At 56.8% G+C, this 14,461-nt stretch carries 10 protein-coding genes; 3 read left to right on the forward strand and 7 right to left on the reverse strand.

The window, feature by feature from the left end:
- Positions 1 to 86: 86 nt before the first annotated feature.
- From SH292x_RS22420 to SH292x_RS22440, 5 genes are all read right to left on the reverse strand, one after another.
- A complete protein-coding gene (locus tag SH292x_RS22420) occupies positions 87 to 2,042 on the reverse strand; it encodes a glycoside hydrolase family 97 catalytic domain-containing protein (protein WP_442483252.1) in 1,956 nt (651 codons plus the stop codon).
- A 147-nt stretch (positions 2,043 to 2,189) separates the two neighbouring features.
- Positions 2,190 to 2,678, reverse strand: coding sequence for a hypothetical protein (locus SH292x_RS22425; RefSeq protein ID WP_442483253.1), 489 nt, complete (start codon positions 2,676 to 2,678; stop codon positions 2,190 to 2,192).
- A gap of 63 nt (positions 2,679 to 2,741) precedes the next feature.
- The gene (locus SH292x_RS22430; RefSeq protein ID WP_442483254.1) at positions 2,742 to 3,812 is read right to left on the reverse strand and encodes a DUF1559 family PulG-like putative transporter; all 1,071 of its coding nucleotides are present in this window, start codon (positions 3,810 to 3,812) and stop codon (positions 2,742 to 2,744) included.
- A 184-nt stretch (positions 3,813 to 3,996) separates the two neighbouring features.
- Positions 3,997 to 6,318, reverse strand: coding sequence for a LamG-like jellyroll fold domain-containing protein (locus tag SH292x_RS22435; protein WP_442483255.1), 2,322 nt, complete (start codon positions 6,316 to 6,318; stop codon positions 3,997 to 3,999).
- 59 nt (positions 6,319 to 6,377) lie between these two features.
- On the reverse strand, positions 6,378 to 7,427 hold the full coding sequence (locus tag SH292x_RS22440) for a LamG-like jellyroll fold domain-containing protein (protein ID WP_442483256.1): 1,050 nt from the start codon (positions 7,425 to 7,427) through the stop codon (positions 6,378 to 6,380).
- Positions 7,428 to 8,160: 733 nt separating this feature from the next.
- Here SH292x_RS22440 and SH292x_RS22445 point away from each other — a divergent pair.
- The 3 genes from SH292x_RS22445 to SH292x_RS22455 are packed head-to-tail and all read left to right on the forward strand — an operon-like array spanning position 8,161 to position 12,400.
- Positions 8,161 to 8,685 (forward strand): sigma-70 family RNA polymerase sigma factor, encoded by a 525-nt coding sequence (locus tag SH292x_RS22445; RefSeq protein ID WP_442483257.1) that lies wholly within the window; start codon positions 8,161 to 8,163, stop codon positions 8,683 to 8,685.
- A 23-nt stretch (positions 8,686 to 8,708) separates the two neighbouring features.
- Positions 8,709 to 10,457, forward strand: coding sequence for a hypothetical protein (locus SH292x_RS22450; RefSeq protein ID WP_442483258.1), 1,749 nt, complete (start codon positions 8,709 to 8,711; stop codon positions 10,455 to 10,457).
- Positions 10,454 to 12,400 carry a right-handed parallel beta-helix repeat-containing protein gene (locus SH292x_RS22455; RefSeq protein ID WP_442483259.1) on the forward strand — a complete coding sequence of 649 codons (1,947 nt, stop codon included), beginning with the start codon at positions 10,454 to 10,456 and terminating at the stop codon, positions 12,398 to 12,400. The genes SH292x_RS22450 and SH292x_RS22455 overlap by 4 nt, the downstream gene beginning before the upstream one ends.
- Positions 12,401 to 12,654: 254 nt before the next feature.
- Here SH292x_RS22455 and SH292x_RS22460 read toward each other — a convergent pair whose 3' ends face one another.
- Together SH292x_RS22460 and SH292x_RS22465 are read right to left on the reverse strand one after the other, a co-directional pair.
- The gene (locus SH292x_RS22460) at positions 12,655 to 13,227 is read right to left on the reverse strand and encodes a hypothetical protein (protein ID WP_442483260.1); all 573 of its coding nucleotides are present in this window, start codon (positions 13,225 to 13,227) and stop codon (positions 12,655 to 12,657) included.
- A gap of 95 nt (positions 13,228 to 13,322) precedes the next feature.
- Positions 13,323 to 14,387, reverse strand: coding sequence for a DUF1559 family PulG-like putative transporter (locus SH292x_RS22465; protein WP_442483261.1), 1,065 nt, complete (start codon positions 14,385 to 14,387; stop codon positions 13,323 to 13,325).
- Between the last annotated feature and the right edge of the window lie 74 nt (positions 14,388 to 14,461).

Here is a 14,461-nt window from a genome sequence, read left to right on the forward strand (position 1 = left end):
CTTCAGCTCTTCGCGCGGCAAACCTTTGCGCAGACCTCATCTTCGAGATACTTGTCTCCGGGTCGAGCCTGTGCAACTCCACCGAGTTAGTCAGCGGGCGCGCCTTCACGTTTGGACGACTGGTGGCGAGGTTGGTATGAAGGACGGGCCGCCACTTCCGAAGTCTCAACAGGCCTGATCCAGATGGCCTGCCCGCCGTTTGGTTGCAACCTCATCGATAGGCATGATGTGGAATCCACCACCTTGTTCTCAATGCGTATTCTGGTGGAGGTGTTTAATGTTGGATCGTCTTTATAAATGCGAGAGTCGTATTCCGTCGACGGATCTAGAAAGTCGAGAGGCATTGTCAGTTCACGCTCATTTTCTGCATTCATAGCACCGACAAACCATTCGGTGCCGCTACGTCTTGCTATGACCGCGTAGTGACCAAGCTTTCCATGGATAACTCGTGTCTCATCCCAGACCGTTGGAACTTTCGCGAAGAATTCGAGCTCAGGCGACTCGACTATTCGGCTCCGGTTGGGCATGCCATCCTCACCAACCCGAAGTGGTGTGTCGTACCAGTACACAAACTGCCAAGGGGAGTAGGTGCAGACAGCCTTCGCGAGCTGATGACCATGGGTCCAATGCTTTTCGACGCGGGAATCAAAATAGCAGATGGTGTGATCGGCGGCCCCGGCTAGATTTCTGGTAAACAACGTGGTGATGGCTTGGTCGCTGCTCGGCGTGGCCTCATCGCCATACACACCTTCCTGTGTCATCAGATTGGGGTAAGTTCTCGAGTATCCCGTGGGGCGATACTCGTCGTGAACATCTACCATCAACTGATGATCGGCTGCTTTTCTGACCGCTTCGTGAAGCCATGTGGTCCATTCCTGCGTCTCCGTATTGACGAAGCCGTACTTAACGCCAGCTATCCCCCATTTCTTGTAGAGTGGCAGGATATCATCGAGCTGCTTCTCTAGCGCCCGTCGATTGACGTACAGAATTATGCCGATACCCCGTTGGTTGGCGTAGTCAATAACCCCGTGGAGATCTAGCGGCCCCTGCGAGCGAGCTTTGTCTAACGACACCTGCGTCGCGTCCGAATCATCCGAGTACTCGTGGCCGTACCATCCGGCGTCGAATTCGATGTAGCTAAAGTTGTTCTTGTGCGCAAAGTCAATACAAGCTTTGGCCCCGTCGGTGGTGAGTGTGATTTCACGCAGGACCTTGCCGGGTTTAATCCACGAGGTATCTTCGATTGCGCAAGGATCGTTAAGAGTGAGCAAGAGATGATTATTCTCAAGCAGCTCGCCGGCGCTGGTTCCGAGCATCACAACGCGCCAAGGGGTGCGCAATTCACCGACGGCTTCAACAGGCCCTCCAAGTTGACTAACCACACAATGTGGGTCCTCATGATCTCGGCGAAGCTGCATGGTGGCATAGTCGACTAGACCTGCTTCGGCGACGGCGGCGAAAAACTGACCATCGGCTTCAATCGTTAACGGGCGTTCAACGCGTCCAGATATTCTGCTGAGATGACGGGTTCGATAGCGATCCTGAGCTCGCGGCGCGCACCACGCCACATGGTCAGCGGTGAATCGGAACTTGCTGAGTTCTTCGGCAATACGGATCGGAGTGGACTCTTGCGGTCCCGTCAGTGTCACTCGATAGGCAACGCCGGAATCGTAACAACGAAACTCGATCCGCACGCGATGCCCTGATGCCAGATCAACGGCATCGATACACATGCTGCGATAGTGGTCCCGAATCTCTTCTCGCTCGCCATAAATCGGATTCCAAGTGCTATCGTGGCTAGTTTCCTCCGACGCTTGGTTCAACTTCAGACGCCTGCCGATAAAGCCACCATCCTTCGACCTGAAGGTGATCTCCGAATCCTCTAGCACCGGCTTGCCTTTGAAAGTGACATCGTAGGTCAATTGCGCCGACGCATCGCTCTCTACTAATTCCCAGTCAAGTCGCACGCCCCCGTCGGGCGACTCTAGTGCGGCTGCCCGAACTGGATTGCAACAGAAGACGAGGCACAACAGTAGAAGCATCGCATTGAAGGATGGGCCGCGATCACAAGGAGCCAGCGTTGAGTGCACGCGCCGCCGACGGGCTGCTGGTAGAAAGCCGAACAAGTACACTCGATATCCCTCTTTTGATTGCCAAGTCGCGTTGCGTCAACGAATTGGAAGGTGAAGTTACGGCAGGTCGAAGTCGATTTGATTGCTGCCGCTGTTGACAGTAGCGGTAAGCCCGGAAGTTTCGACCATTGAGTACTTGGCGGGCACTAGGTCCTTGGGGGGAGATGTTGTTTTGCCGATCGGCTCCGCCATTGCTTCGTCAGCTAGTGACTTTGCTTGCTGGACATCGCCGGGTTGGACGGCTTCTCTGGCCTCCACAGTTACCGTGTACTCGCCGACTACTACACCATCTCCAGGCTCTTTGCGCGAGAGCGTGTAGCTACCATCGGCCTTGATGTTACCGACAGCCGGCCGGCCTCCTTGAGTCGGGTAGAATGTGACCGTGCCGGTTGGTACTGGTGTCCCCTTGTAGGTTACGTGCCCATGTACCGGTGCAACTTCCGGTCCGTTGTCACAGCCTGTACTGAGCGCAAAAATCCCCGCCAGCACAAGGACACTAAGCGTCCTGAATGGAGTTGAGAATTTGTATCTTGAGCCGAAGGCCATAGTCGTTGAATCCAAGTCTTTAAGAGCACCCGTCGGTCGCTACCCGTTGGAACGTCGTTGCCATCAATCGACTGAGGCAACTGGTTCGCCACCCCCGAATGTCGCAACTGCTTCCAGAACGGCTTGGTCGATCGACTCGTTGATTGCCTGAACGTGCCCATCGACGAAAACGAAGTGCACGTTGCCACCCGGATGTTCGCTGCTGAAGCAGGGTTGGTTGCCCTCCACAGATGCCAATTGTGGGTTGATCCATTGGGTGTTGAGGCCTTTGTCGACACTGCGAAGTGCCCGTCCGTAGCCATGAGTCGTGACATCCTTGGGCCTTCCACCGCCTCCATGCCACCAGCACGCGGGCCCACCGCAGGTTTCGTTGCCAGGGCCGTAAGTCGCATCAACGCACCCATCGTCTTCGCCGCGTAGATACCCCGGCCAGTTCGGCGGACCTCCGTCGAAGGTAGGGCTCAAGGATTCGCCAACGGCGAGCGTGTTCGAAGTGCCATCGAGGACCCTGCGGAGTGCGAGAGGACGGCCGATGATGAACACGCCATCGGTGAAGACATCGCCCCGGTTGGTGGTTGCTGCGGGCTGACGCTCTGGAGGCGGAACTGAAGGACGAGTTCGAGCGCCACCGGTTACACCCCAATAGTCACGACGAGCCTCCACACCCTGCCACATGGAAGTGCTAGGGCAGATGTAAAGTGGAATTCTTAGGTCTACGAGCCCGCTCTGGGCGCTGGTGATCACCATCCATGCCCAACCTGTCCCGTTGGTACGTTGGTCGAGCAACGCCGTGACCCTACTGTCCACCGTGCCTTGCTCGAGGTAGGGAAAGATGGTTACGTACATTCCAATTCCGCGGCATCCCTGAGCAGTGCAATCCTTGTCGACATCGACTTCGGTTCCGGCCGGCAGACGAGCATGTGCTGATTCGTAGTTGAGAAGGCCCAGGCCAATCTGTTTCAGATTGTTCTTGCATTGGTTGGCACGGGCAGCCTCACGCGCTGCCTGCACGGCAGGTAAGAGCAACGCCACCAGAATGCCGATAATCGCGATAACCACCAATAGCTCGACGAGCGTGAAGGCCGCGAACCCGCGGCGTCGTTCGGAGCCCGATTCTTTCCGTAGACAACGCATTTACTTTTCTCCAAGTTCCATGACCCGCAGGAATAACGCACGCGGGCAATTCTTAAGTGGGGTCGGCCATGGCTACCGCAAGAAGGCTTCCCTCCTCGCGGCAGCCTGGATTCTGGTGGGGGCTGCCCGATCCCCACCAGAACACGGCCGGCTGAATTCGTGAAGCAGTTGCCACTTTCGTTTACTAGCGGACGGTAAGAAACCGCTTGCGACCATAGGTCATCAACGCGAGCCCAGCAAACGCACAGACCGTCAGTGTGGCAGGCTCAGGCACCGGTGCACTATTCACCGACGCACTTGCTCCTGCGCCACTCTGAGATCCGAAGTTCGCTTTCCAAAGATCGTAGTCACCTGTGTCCACGCCAGGATTTCCATCGCCGGCACCCATCAGTGCGTCGTCGGTCGCCGCCCCGAGGTTATCTCGCCAAACGGTATAGTCAGCGAGATTGACCACCAAGTCTCCATTGAAATCTCCGAGAAGCACTGTCGGGATGTTGATGTACTTCACAAAACCAGCTCGGCTGACTTCTGCAGTTCCACCGAGTATGAAATTGAAGCTTAGATCGCCATTGGCTGAGACTAGCGACGCTGGGCTGGGGTCGACAACAATTCCTAGGTCGATTCCAAGGCTGCTGGCCGCCATGCTGGAAGCAAGCAACATGCCATTGCCCGATAGGTCCAGAGCACCCAGGCCGCTTCCATCGGGGACGGCAGGTCCCGTTTGAAAGGAACCGCCAAGCCCCGTATAGCCGGATCCCACGTTGAGTAGGCCCAAGCTTGACTCGATCGTGTAGCCCGTGATGGTCAAGTCATTTGACGATTCGTTCTCTAGATATGCTCTGCCATTCGCTAGGTCGACAGTGACTCCGATGTTGTTGAATATCTTCTCACCAACAAACTCGACGGATCCATTGCGAGTGATTCCGGCAACTTGGTCGTAGTAGACCAGCGACAAGTCATTCGCTTCGACATCTACTCCCAGGGCCAATTCAGCCAGCACGGAGGATGGAACGTAGGCATTGCCGAGTGCGAAAGAGACCGTGTTGTTCGCAACGGCACCAGCGGTGGATACGCCACTGGAGTTCGCTTCGGCGAGAGAGCCGCTTCCGGGCGTGCCAAGAACAACCCAATCGGTCTCGGTATCTCTCATTCCGTTCCAAGAGGCATCTGCTAAGGTGCCACGTTGAGAAGCGACCTGATACCCCGCGAAATCGACGGCCGAAGCGTCGGCCCCCGTCAGCGACAAGGCTCCGCTTTGCCGGTCGACTTGAAGCTTTAGTTGCTGGGCGAAAAGCGGACCGCCAGAGGCACAACAAAGGAGTGTCACCATGGTTGTTAGTGCGAAGAGGCGGCAAGGGAGCGTGCGACGCAGGCGAACCACTCCCGCTGCCACGATCACGCCAACAAGCAGCGAGGATGCTGGTTCGGGAACGGACGTCATGCCGAGTGACGCGAGTGCTTGGGCCTGCATGGCTGGCGAAGCCACGTCGAGCCACTCCTGGAAGTCGTTGAGGTCGACTTGTCGGTCGCCATTGAGATCACCAAGATTGCGAGCCGTGACATTCTTCGTAAGGTTATCTCGGAGCAGGTTAAAGTCTTCCATATCGACGACCCCAGAACCATCGACATCGCCGGCGAGCACCGCGCTAGTTGCGACGCCAGATGCATTCGTTCCCGAGTTGCCGGCCGCTGCGATCGCAGCCACCTGGGCTGGTGTTAAAGCCGAACCATACACTGCGAGATCATCCAGCAGGCCGACAAAGTTGCGATTGAGGGCTTCGCTTCCAATTCGCCAGGAACCGCTCGATATGAACTTCGCGATACCGGTGTCGAGGCTGACCGAGGTCTGAACGCCATCCAAGTACATCCGTCGCGGAACGAGGAAATCGTCTACCGTAGTCTGATCTGCCCCCCACACCATAGCGACGTGGTGCCACTGGCCAATTGGCAGACTACCATTGGCCGACTGTACGCCGGCGCCACTCAAACGCGAGTCGAGTCGCAAGTTGCCGCGATCGTAGGCCAGGCCCCAGTTTTGGTTGAGCTCATCCACGCCGGGATTCGCGCTGGTTCGGTCGGTGACTTCACTAGACATCAACACCCCTTGGTAGCTGCTGCCCCCGCCAAAAGAGTAGATCCAAGCCGAGAAGGTGATTCCCGTTCCAGGCGTGGCGTCCACCGCGTCTGGCAAAGCGATCGTGTTGCTGATCTCCGAAAGCGACGCAATCTGAAAGTAGTCACTCGCGGTCCCCGCCAGGCGAACGGCACCCCCAATCTTGCCTCGTGTGTACGACAGGCCGTCTGCGTTCGTGTCTGCCCACACCGCATCGCTTACTCCACCCGAGGTTTGAGTGTCGTTGATGGTGGTTTGCGTGTAGTCGTTCAAGTGATCATCGAAAGTCCAATGGGCAATTGGCGTTTGTGCCACCGTCGTCGCCACCATCGCCCCCAGAGCGAGAGACCAAATGGCGACACTTCTCGTGTATTGCAGAGCCAAGAGTGTCATTTTGTGAGCCTTTAGCATTCTTGAATCGAACAGAGTGCGAAGTACAGAGTTAGTCCAAACTAGCGATTGGTGGACCGGCGGACCGCGAAAGCAGAACCGATGGTCGAGAGAACGAGAAGCAGAAACGTCGAGGGCTCGGGCACGGCGTGCACAAGGGCGGACGATCCCGGAATAGGACCCTTAGTAGCCTGCTTCCAATCGCCATAGTCGTCGAAGTCGATGACGTTGTCGTTGACCAAGTCGCCGTCGATGCGACCCAAGGTCACACCCTCTGCGAAGCCATCACGTCCGAAGTTGGCGCGGATAATCTCGAAGTCTGCCTGGTCCACGAACCCATCGTCATTGGCGTCGCCGGCCGGCGGTGGCATCGGTGCTTCGAGGCCGATGCCTAGCAAGCCGTTGGTATAGATAGACTGAATTTCGGAAGCTGACAGCGCGGTTTCCCAAACCGCAACCTCATCTACCTGTCCAAGGAGTTCGCGACCTGCGCAGCACGCTTCGTCGCCAATGTGCAGGGCCCACCCCGACAGACCACCGTTGTAGTCATCCCGAACACCTGAAGTCCCAGCATTTCCAACGTCGACCCCATCAATGAAGAAATCGCGGAGGCTGCGGTCGGCGGTCCAGGTCATCGCAATGTGCTGCCATTGGTCGGTCGCCACCGTGCCGGCGGGTCCATTCTTGCCGGTTGACGATCCTGCTCCTTCAGCGGGGGCATCGTAGCGGAACTCATATACCGGCGCGTTAGAGACGCCCTTTACCGCCAATCCCCAGGTATTCGCGGGATTCTTAATTAAGAAGATACCCTTGTATCCCGTGGTCGGGGGAGCAGGAAGCTTTACCCAAGCCGACAGCGTAAAGGCGTCGACTCCATTGGTGAGGGCGTCGCTGAGCGTGACGAGTGATGAAGCGCCATCTAAGTTCAGAGCCCCACCGATTAGACCGGGGGTCCAACCGATGCTGCCTTGATTTTGCGTGGCCGTTTGCGCCCCTTCTAGCACGGCAGAATCTTCGGCGGTGCTGCCTGTCCCTTCGTCGAATCGGTAGAGCGCTACCAACTTTTCCTTTTGAATATCGATGGTAACCGCGGTGGCCAGGCCGCCAGCCATGAAACTGACTCCTATAGCTAGGAGGATTAGCGAAGATCTAAACCACTGAGACATCTGTCGCCTCCGACTAAGTTGCGAAAATGGACTATGAACTCGAAGACAAGCGACGACCGATTCACGATTCCGCTATTAGGGCGCCTCCACCGGGGCACCTCGTCAATCAACCGGCCGAAAGAAAGCGACGAAACACACCTGATAACGCGATATCCAAGGCGGTTTGGATACGTGCAACGGAACGGACTGAGTCACGCGACAGACGGTCCGACATCTCCGCCTCTAGGAACCAGCTGAAAAGAGTAATGGAAGCACCCAGCCCAAGCGGCGACTAGGCTCTTTTCACACTTCGAGTGGTGGGGTACTCGGAACGGAGTACTCCCGGAAGAGTCAACATGGCCGCCTGGCCTACCCCAGAGATGTCCAGTGGCCCACCTTTTTCATTCGAAGCGGAAAGAAACTGTGAGAAACTGTGAGATTTGCAGATGGGAGGCGATCTCCAGATGGGCGGCGGCGGAGTTCCGCACGCCGGGCGTCCTCGACGGAGCGCGCTGTGTTACAATCAGCGGAAAATACCCGCAGTCTCGTATTAGTTGCATTTAGGTCGAATTCCGCGGATGAAAATAATCTGCGACCGGACGTAACCCATTGGGAATGTAGTCGCCGTGCTTGTGTAATGGCTACTTCCTACCTCCTAAGACTGCTCTGACTTATCTTATCCAGCGACAAGGCGTGGCAGATGTCCTCCAAGGAAGACCTATTTGCAAGCTTCTTCAGCGCCAATCAGCAGCGCATTTTTGGCTACATACTTGGCCTAGTGCGGAATACGTCCGACGCGCAAGACGTCCTGCAACAGACGGCGGTCACGGCTTGGCAGAAGTTCTCCGTATTCGATGTCAGTACCGATTTTCTTCCCTGGGCGGTAACCATCGCACGGTACGAGGCATTGAACTTTATGAAGTACCGCCGAAGAAGCAGGTTGTGTTTCGATCAGGAACTAATGGAACAGCTCGGAGAAGACGTCTGCGAAGTACCGAGTGACGCTGCGGAAGATCGTCTGGCGGCATTGGGTGAGTGCCTGAAGAAGCTGCCGGCCATGGACTCGAAGTTGATCGAGTGTCGGTATACGCATGGCCTGAGTTCGCTCCAGATCGCGGACATTCTCGACCGATCTCAGCCGAGTGTCTGTAATTCGTTGCGTCGTATTCGCGAAAACTTGATGCGTTGCATTAGCAAAAACCTTACACCAACGTGTGCGCTATGAGTGGTTCTGCTAGAGACAATTCGGTGCCACTTGAGCTTCGGATGCTAATTCACCGAAGCTTTGATGACTCGCTTGGCGAAGCCGAATTCGAAGAGTTGCAAGCGGCTCTCAAGTCGAATAGCGACGCGAGGCTGCACTACGGCGATGTTGTTCGCTTCCACGCGGACTTGGTGGCAACCAAGCAGGCGGCCGCACTCTGCAGAGACGTGCAGCACGAGTATCAGACGTTGCCCCTACAACCCCGCCCTCGCAGCTTTCGCGACTGGTTGCCCGTCAAGCAGTGGCATCGAATCACAGATGCTGTCCGCCACATCCCTCCCCGCGCGGCAGCCTCACTGCTTGCTGCTGGCCTAGGACTTGGGTGCGGCGTAGGGATTATGGCGGCAGCTTGGGTTGCCGGTCCTCAGCAGTTCTTGCCCGTGCCTTGGAATTGGAGCGTAGGAAGTGACGTGGTGGCCCGGATTGCCTCGACGGACGCGGTCGACTGGCAGGCCATGGAGAATCCCGAGACATTGCCAACTCGCGGACTGCGCATCGGAGAGATGCTCCGCATCGAGCAAGGGTTGTTACAGATTGCGTATCGCAACGGCGTCTCGGTCATTCTGCGAGGGCCTGCGGTCTACGAAGTGCGGTCGGAAAATGGTGGGAAACTATTTGCCGGAAAACTGTCGACCATCGTGCCTAGCGATAACCCCAACTTCCTGCTGGAAACTTCCTTAGGAAAGTTCCAACTGGGCCCCGGTCACTTCGGCATCGCCGCGGAGAACTCCGCCGCCGCGCGCCAGGTAACTTTTATGGGATTTTCGGGAGGCGCGCGTGGCGGCTCGGTTGCCCAATTCGAAAGCACCTTCGGGACAACCTCCAGTTTTGCCACTGGAGATGCGATTCAGTTTAATGACATGGGGCTGGTAACCCACGTGGCGATGCCTGATACGAAAGAGTTCCCCAACAGTATGCCGGCAAGCAGCCGACCCCCGTTCGATGGGGACAGAATCTATCTTGGCAACCTGTTTGACGACAGCACCACTGCGTCGCTCGACGAGGCGATGAAAACGGACCGATACAACGCAGCGGCAGAAACAATCGATCTGGGAGTCGCCTCTGTACACAATGGCGGTCTCGATGTGGATGTAAGTCTTGCCGAAGATGGCGTGTTGTTCAATTTCCTGAACGTGGGTGGTGGTGGTGCCAAAGTGGGCGGGTTGCCAGGCAACGATACGCACCGCTCGATATCCATAGCGCTACCAATTCGAACCACCGGCGAACTGCTGGGGCACGATATCTCGGAGGGTTCGCTCCCGAAAGTCGAAGAAGGGATAGGCATCGACTCCAACAAGCTGTTGACCTTCGACCTTCAGGAGTTACGAGATGCGGGTAAGCTAGATGGCAAATTCATGCGATTCGTCGCAGACCGTGCCGGAATGAATGATCGCGAGTACCCGCTGGATGGCAGTTTAGAGAAAGCCCATGCAAATATGATCGTCATCGTCAGCACCGAAGACAAAGTGCTCTCGGCGAACTTGAACGGTGAGGGAGTTCCGGTAACTCAACACGCGAACGTGTTTTCACTCGAAGTCGACGAAGCAAAAGCGACTAACGGAATGCGGTACAGCACCGATTTTGTAAAGTTCGACGTCGCGATCCCCCCGGAGGCCAGATTCCTGACTCTGGTTTCCACGCAACTCGAAAGCGAGCATTACGATCACACGGTGTTCTCGGGCGCGAGACTGGAGATTGAGCCGGCGCAAGAATCCCCGGCAGGCGCAAAGTGAACTGGAATGCCCTCGTAAGGTTCCAGTGCGCGACGCTGCTTCACTGGTGCGTGCTCTCCACCTGTCCGTCGCTTTGGGCGGCGACTTACGTGGTGTCACCTCTAGGTGATGACGCGCAATCAGGTACTTGGGAAGCGCCACTCAAATCCATTTCGGCCGCCGCCACAAAGGCACAGGCGGGGGACACCGTGTTGGTGCGTGAGGGAGTTTATCGCGAGCGAGTGGCGCCGCCGCGAGGAGGCCGTCCGGGAAGTCCCATCGTCTATCGAGGGGAAGCCGGTAAGCGGGTGATCGTTAAAGGGTCGGACCTCTGGCAGCCCGGGTGGACCCACGAAGGCCACGGCATCTACTCGGCTCATCCCAAGGATTCGATGTTCAATGACATCCGCGAAGACTACGTCGATTCTCACAACCCGCTGAAAGTCGAGCTCGCCTCCACGCCCTTTCATCGCGAGGGCAAGAAGGAATCGGACCGTGGATTCGATGGAGATGCCAGTCTGGTTTTTACTTGTGGCCAGGTGTTCGTTAGTGGCGAGCCGCTTCGCGAGGTCCCCTTCAAGGGCGAACTGGAAGCAAATACGTGGTGGTACGACGCAGATGCAGAACTGGTGTTTCTACATCTCGGCGGGCGCGACCCACATAAATGCGAGATCGAGCTGACCACTAGACGTCGGATTTTCGCACCGACGAAACGCGGGCTCGGGCACATCGTGGTTGAGGGATTCGTCTTTGAGCACTGTGGCAACCAGTATCCGACGAACTTCTGGACAGAACCGGCCAATGCGCAGCGCGGCGCGGTCGGCACCGAGGCGGGACATCACTGGGTTATCCGGCACAATGTGATTCGCTTTGCTAAAACGTTCGCGTTAGATGTCGGCCGAGTGAACACCCACGACGAAGAAGACTCGTCCTACGACAACCTAGTGGAAGAAAACTATCTTATCGATAACGGGTCAGCGGGAGTGATGTCCTGCGGCTCTCGGAACTTGGTCATTCGCAAGAACGTTATTCTCCGCAACAATGGGCTCCATTTTCTCGGCGAGAAGCGCTGGGAACAAGCCGGCATCAAGTGCCATCTGTTTGTCGACGGGTTGATCGAAGGGAACTACATCGCCCACAACCATGACACCTACGGTATTTGGCTGGATAACGAGTTCCCCGATTCGCGAATCACGGGCAATGTGATTCACGATAATGGAAGGGCTGGCGTGTTCCTTGAGATGAGCGATTATGGTTTCGATCGATTGCTTGTAGACCGCAATTTGATCTTCGACAATGTGGAGAACGCCGTTTACATCCACGATGCTTCGGGAGCCACATTCGTCAAAAACTTGTTGGCCAACACCAAGAACACGCCAGGCTATGGCCAAGCCTTGTATATCCGGCAAGTCAAAGCGCGCGCAAAAACGGGGCACCATTCGTTCTTCGGCAATCTTTTTATTGGCAACGCCAAGAACATAGAAGTAAATTACCCGGCTTACCGTAGCGGGCCACTCCGGTTTGAGGAGAATCTCTACGACGTCGACCCCAACTTGCGGACCTTCGTCATTAACTCTCAAAGTGACGTTCCTCGACCATTGGCCCACAGAGAGTTTCGCGCTCGCCTTCAGGCCGATCTAGCGGGCCACCAACTGCCCGATGCAGCTGAGCAAGTGGCCGGGAAGGTGTTCCTAAAGCACGACGAATGGAGGGCATTCTGGCAATCGCATGGGGAGCCCAACGATTTCCACAGTGTCTGTACCGCTGGGAACTCAGTCTCTTACGACGAGAAGTCACGCACTCTGACTATTCAATTGAGTGCGATTCCCCCCACGGGTAGCGACACACACCTAAAGCCTACGTTGCTCTCCGGGCTCACGCGCGGGTCGAATAGACGAGTAGTCTGGAATGGCTTGCCTCTGGTCGAAAAGGGGGAGCTACCACGCGTTGAATGGCAGCGGTGACGATACATCCCTCACGTTCCGCCGGTATCCCGCGGGCCTCTACCATCGTGAAGTCGGTCTGGTGACCCGGTGACCTACTTGCTGCGCAACGACCGTAAGCAGGTACGCCGGCCGTAAACTTCGGTGAAGTCCGCCTGTTAAAACCTGCCCTATGCTCTCGCACCAGAGTAGAACGCAAGGCGAGGTGAGCACCAAGAATGTGTTGGAAGAAATCTTCCTCAATCTTAGGGACACTTAGTCAATCGCCGATTACGTTATTTCATCTTGGAGATATCGAAGGTGGCCTCTTGTCCGCCGCGGGTGGTTACATCGACCACGAAGCCCGCGTCGGGAATGGAAGCCGGCACGCCTGGGCCTGACAGCTTGACGCGATAGATGCCGACTTGGCACATGGGAGATCCACGCTGACCTTCAGGCAACTCGCTGTCGGCAATGGCCACGGCCGTACGTCCCCCTTCGTCGGTGGTGCCGGTTGCGGTGCGAAAGCCTTCGCCCATGAATGCTTCGGGCTCGAACGTCACCGTTACACCCGGCATGGGCCGCGAACCGCTGGTCACGCTGGAATAAACGTTGACCATTCGAGCGCCTGCCGAAAACAATTGCTCGAAACGCGATGCCAACTCATCGACGGTGACTTTGCCATCGCCGTTGGCGTCATAACCTCCGGAGCTCAAAGCGGGACATGCTTTGAGCTCGGCCGCATCAATGGACGAGTCGCCGTTCTTGTCGTATTGCGACATTGCATCCGCGGCCAGCTGACTTGGAACTACCGTGCCCACCAGTTCGACCGGCGTACTGCTTCCGATGCAGCCGGTGACGTTAAGCAAAACTAGACACGCAGTGGCGTGGCTCACTCGCATGAAATGCACCCGTAAACAATGTCAAGATTCTGGAAGCCGTCCGAACGACCTCGGAATGGCCACTAACGAACGCCGCCGGTGTTGGTGTTGCCGCGATAGTAGGCGTCGTGATCGACGGCCCCTTCCTTGCGATTGCAAGTTCCGCGGAATAGCTCGGGATCGATGTCGTATCCAATGGCGTCGACGCTTCCATCGCAGTAGGCCATCACGAAAATAGACGGGTGAGCCGAGCCGAATCGCATGGTGTTTGCCGTGTTCAGTTGATCGGGTTCGGGAGGATAGAAGCCGTTCCGGAAATTGTCGTTGTTGAATCCGGTGCACCAAGTTTCGTTGTCGCCGCCGTCGAGGCCGGTTTCGTAGTCGGTGACATTCATGTACTTCTCGCCGAGCAGGTAGGTATTCGACGTGCCGTCGGTGACGTGCCTGATCGCTACTTCGCTACGGATGAAGCTGATGCCATTGAGCTCGACCTGCCCGGTTACCAGCGACTTGCCTGTTTTCCCATTCCGCCAGCCGTAGGTGTCGTAAGCGTTGTCAACCGAACCTGAACCAGGATCGCCCGGGCCGGGGCCGGTTTCGTTTTGTTGCTGGTCGCCACAGTTGATGGCGTAATCGCTACGGCCGGCGATGTTGGCACTAGCCGGGTTGTTGCCGGCGTTGTACGCCACGAAAGTACCGTCGACTGGCTTGGGGAGAATGGCCGAAACGCGACGCGAAGGGCAGCGGATGGAATCCAGGGGGCTAGTGACGATGAACCGCGCGCCTTCCTCCTGTTTCGGAGTGATGACATTGGGTTGGCCATCGGAGGCCTGCTCGTACATGTTGCTACCTTCGGTAAACGGCAACAACGAGAAGATCCAGCCGCCCGGCTGTTTGGCACCAAATCCGCGATCGGCGTCCCCCACCCAGAAGTAACCCCAACCTCCCGACGGATAGAAACCCGCGGTGTCATGGTGGGTCAAGGCTGCGAGCGCGTGCTGCTTGATATTGTTCTTGCACTGCGTGCGACGCGCGGCTTCGCGGGCCGACTGCACTGCGGGTAGCAGAAGTGCGACCAGGATACCGATGATGGCGATAACCACCAGTAGTTCGACCAACGTAAAGCCGTTCTTGTTTTTTCGAATCATGACGAGCACCCTCACACTGAATAAAAGACTTGCTGCTCCCTGCGATCAGCGACCACTTTGGGCCGAAGTCGGCA

This window comes from Aeoliella fuhlenseeensis (assembly GCF_052161615.1).
Classification (GTDB): Bacteria; Planctomycetota; Planctomycetia; order Pirellulales; family Lacipirellulaceae; genus Aeoliella.

Excerpts from the sequence above, each read along its gene's own strand:
- SH292x_RS22420 (WP_442483252.1), bottom strand. The coding sequence starts at position 2,042 with ATGCTTCTACTGTTGTGCCTCGTCTTCTGTTGCAATCCAGTTCGGGCA.
- SH292x_RS22440 (WP_442483256.1), bottom strand. The coding sequence starts at position 7,427 with ATGGCTGGCGGCCTGGCCACCGCGGTTACCATCGATATTCAAAAGGAA.
- SH292x_RS22430 (WP_442483254.1), bottom strand. The coding sequence starts at position 3,812 with ATGCGTTGTCTACGGAAAGAATCGGGCTCCGAACGACGCCGCGGGTTC.
- SH292x_RS22425 (WP_442483253.1), bottom strand. The coding sequence starts at position 2,678 with ATGGCCTTCGGCTCAAGATACAAATTCTCAACTCCATTCAGGACGCTT.
- SH292x_RS22435 (WP_442483255.1), bottom strand. The coding sequence starts at position 6,318 with ATGACACTCTTGGCTCTGCAATACACGAGAAGTGTCGCCATTTGGTCT.
- SH292x_RS22465 (WP_442483261.1), bottom strand. The coding sequence starts at position 14,387 with ATGATTCGAAAAAACAAGAACGGCTTTACGTTGGTCGAACTACTGGTG.
- SH292x_RS22445 (WP_442483257.1), top strand. The coding sequence starts at position 8,161 with ATGTCCTCCAAGGAAGACCTATTTGCAAGCTTCTTCAGCGCCAATCAG.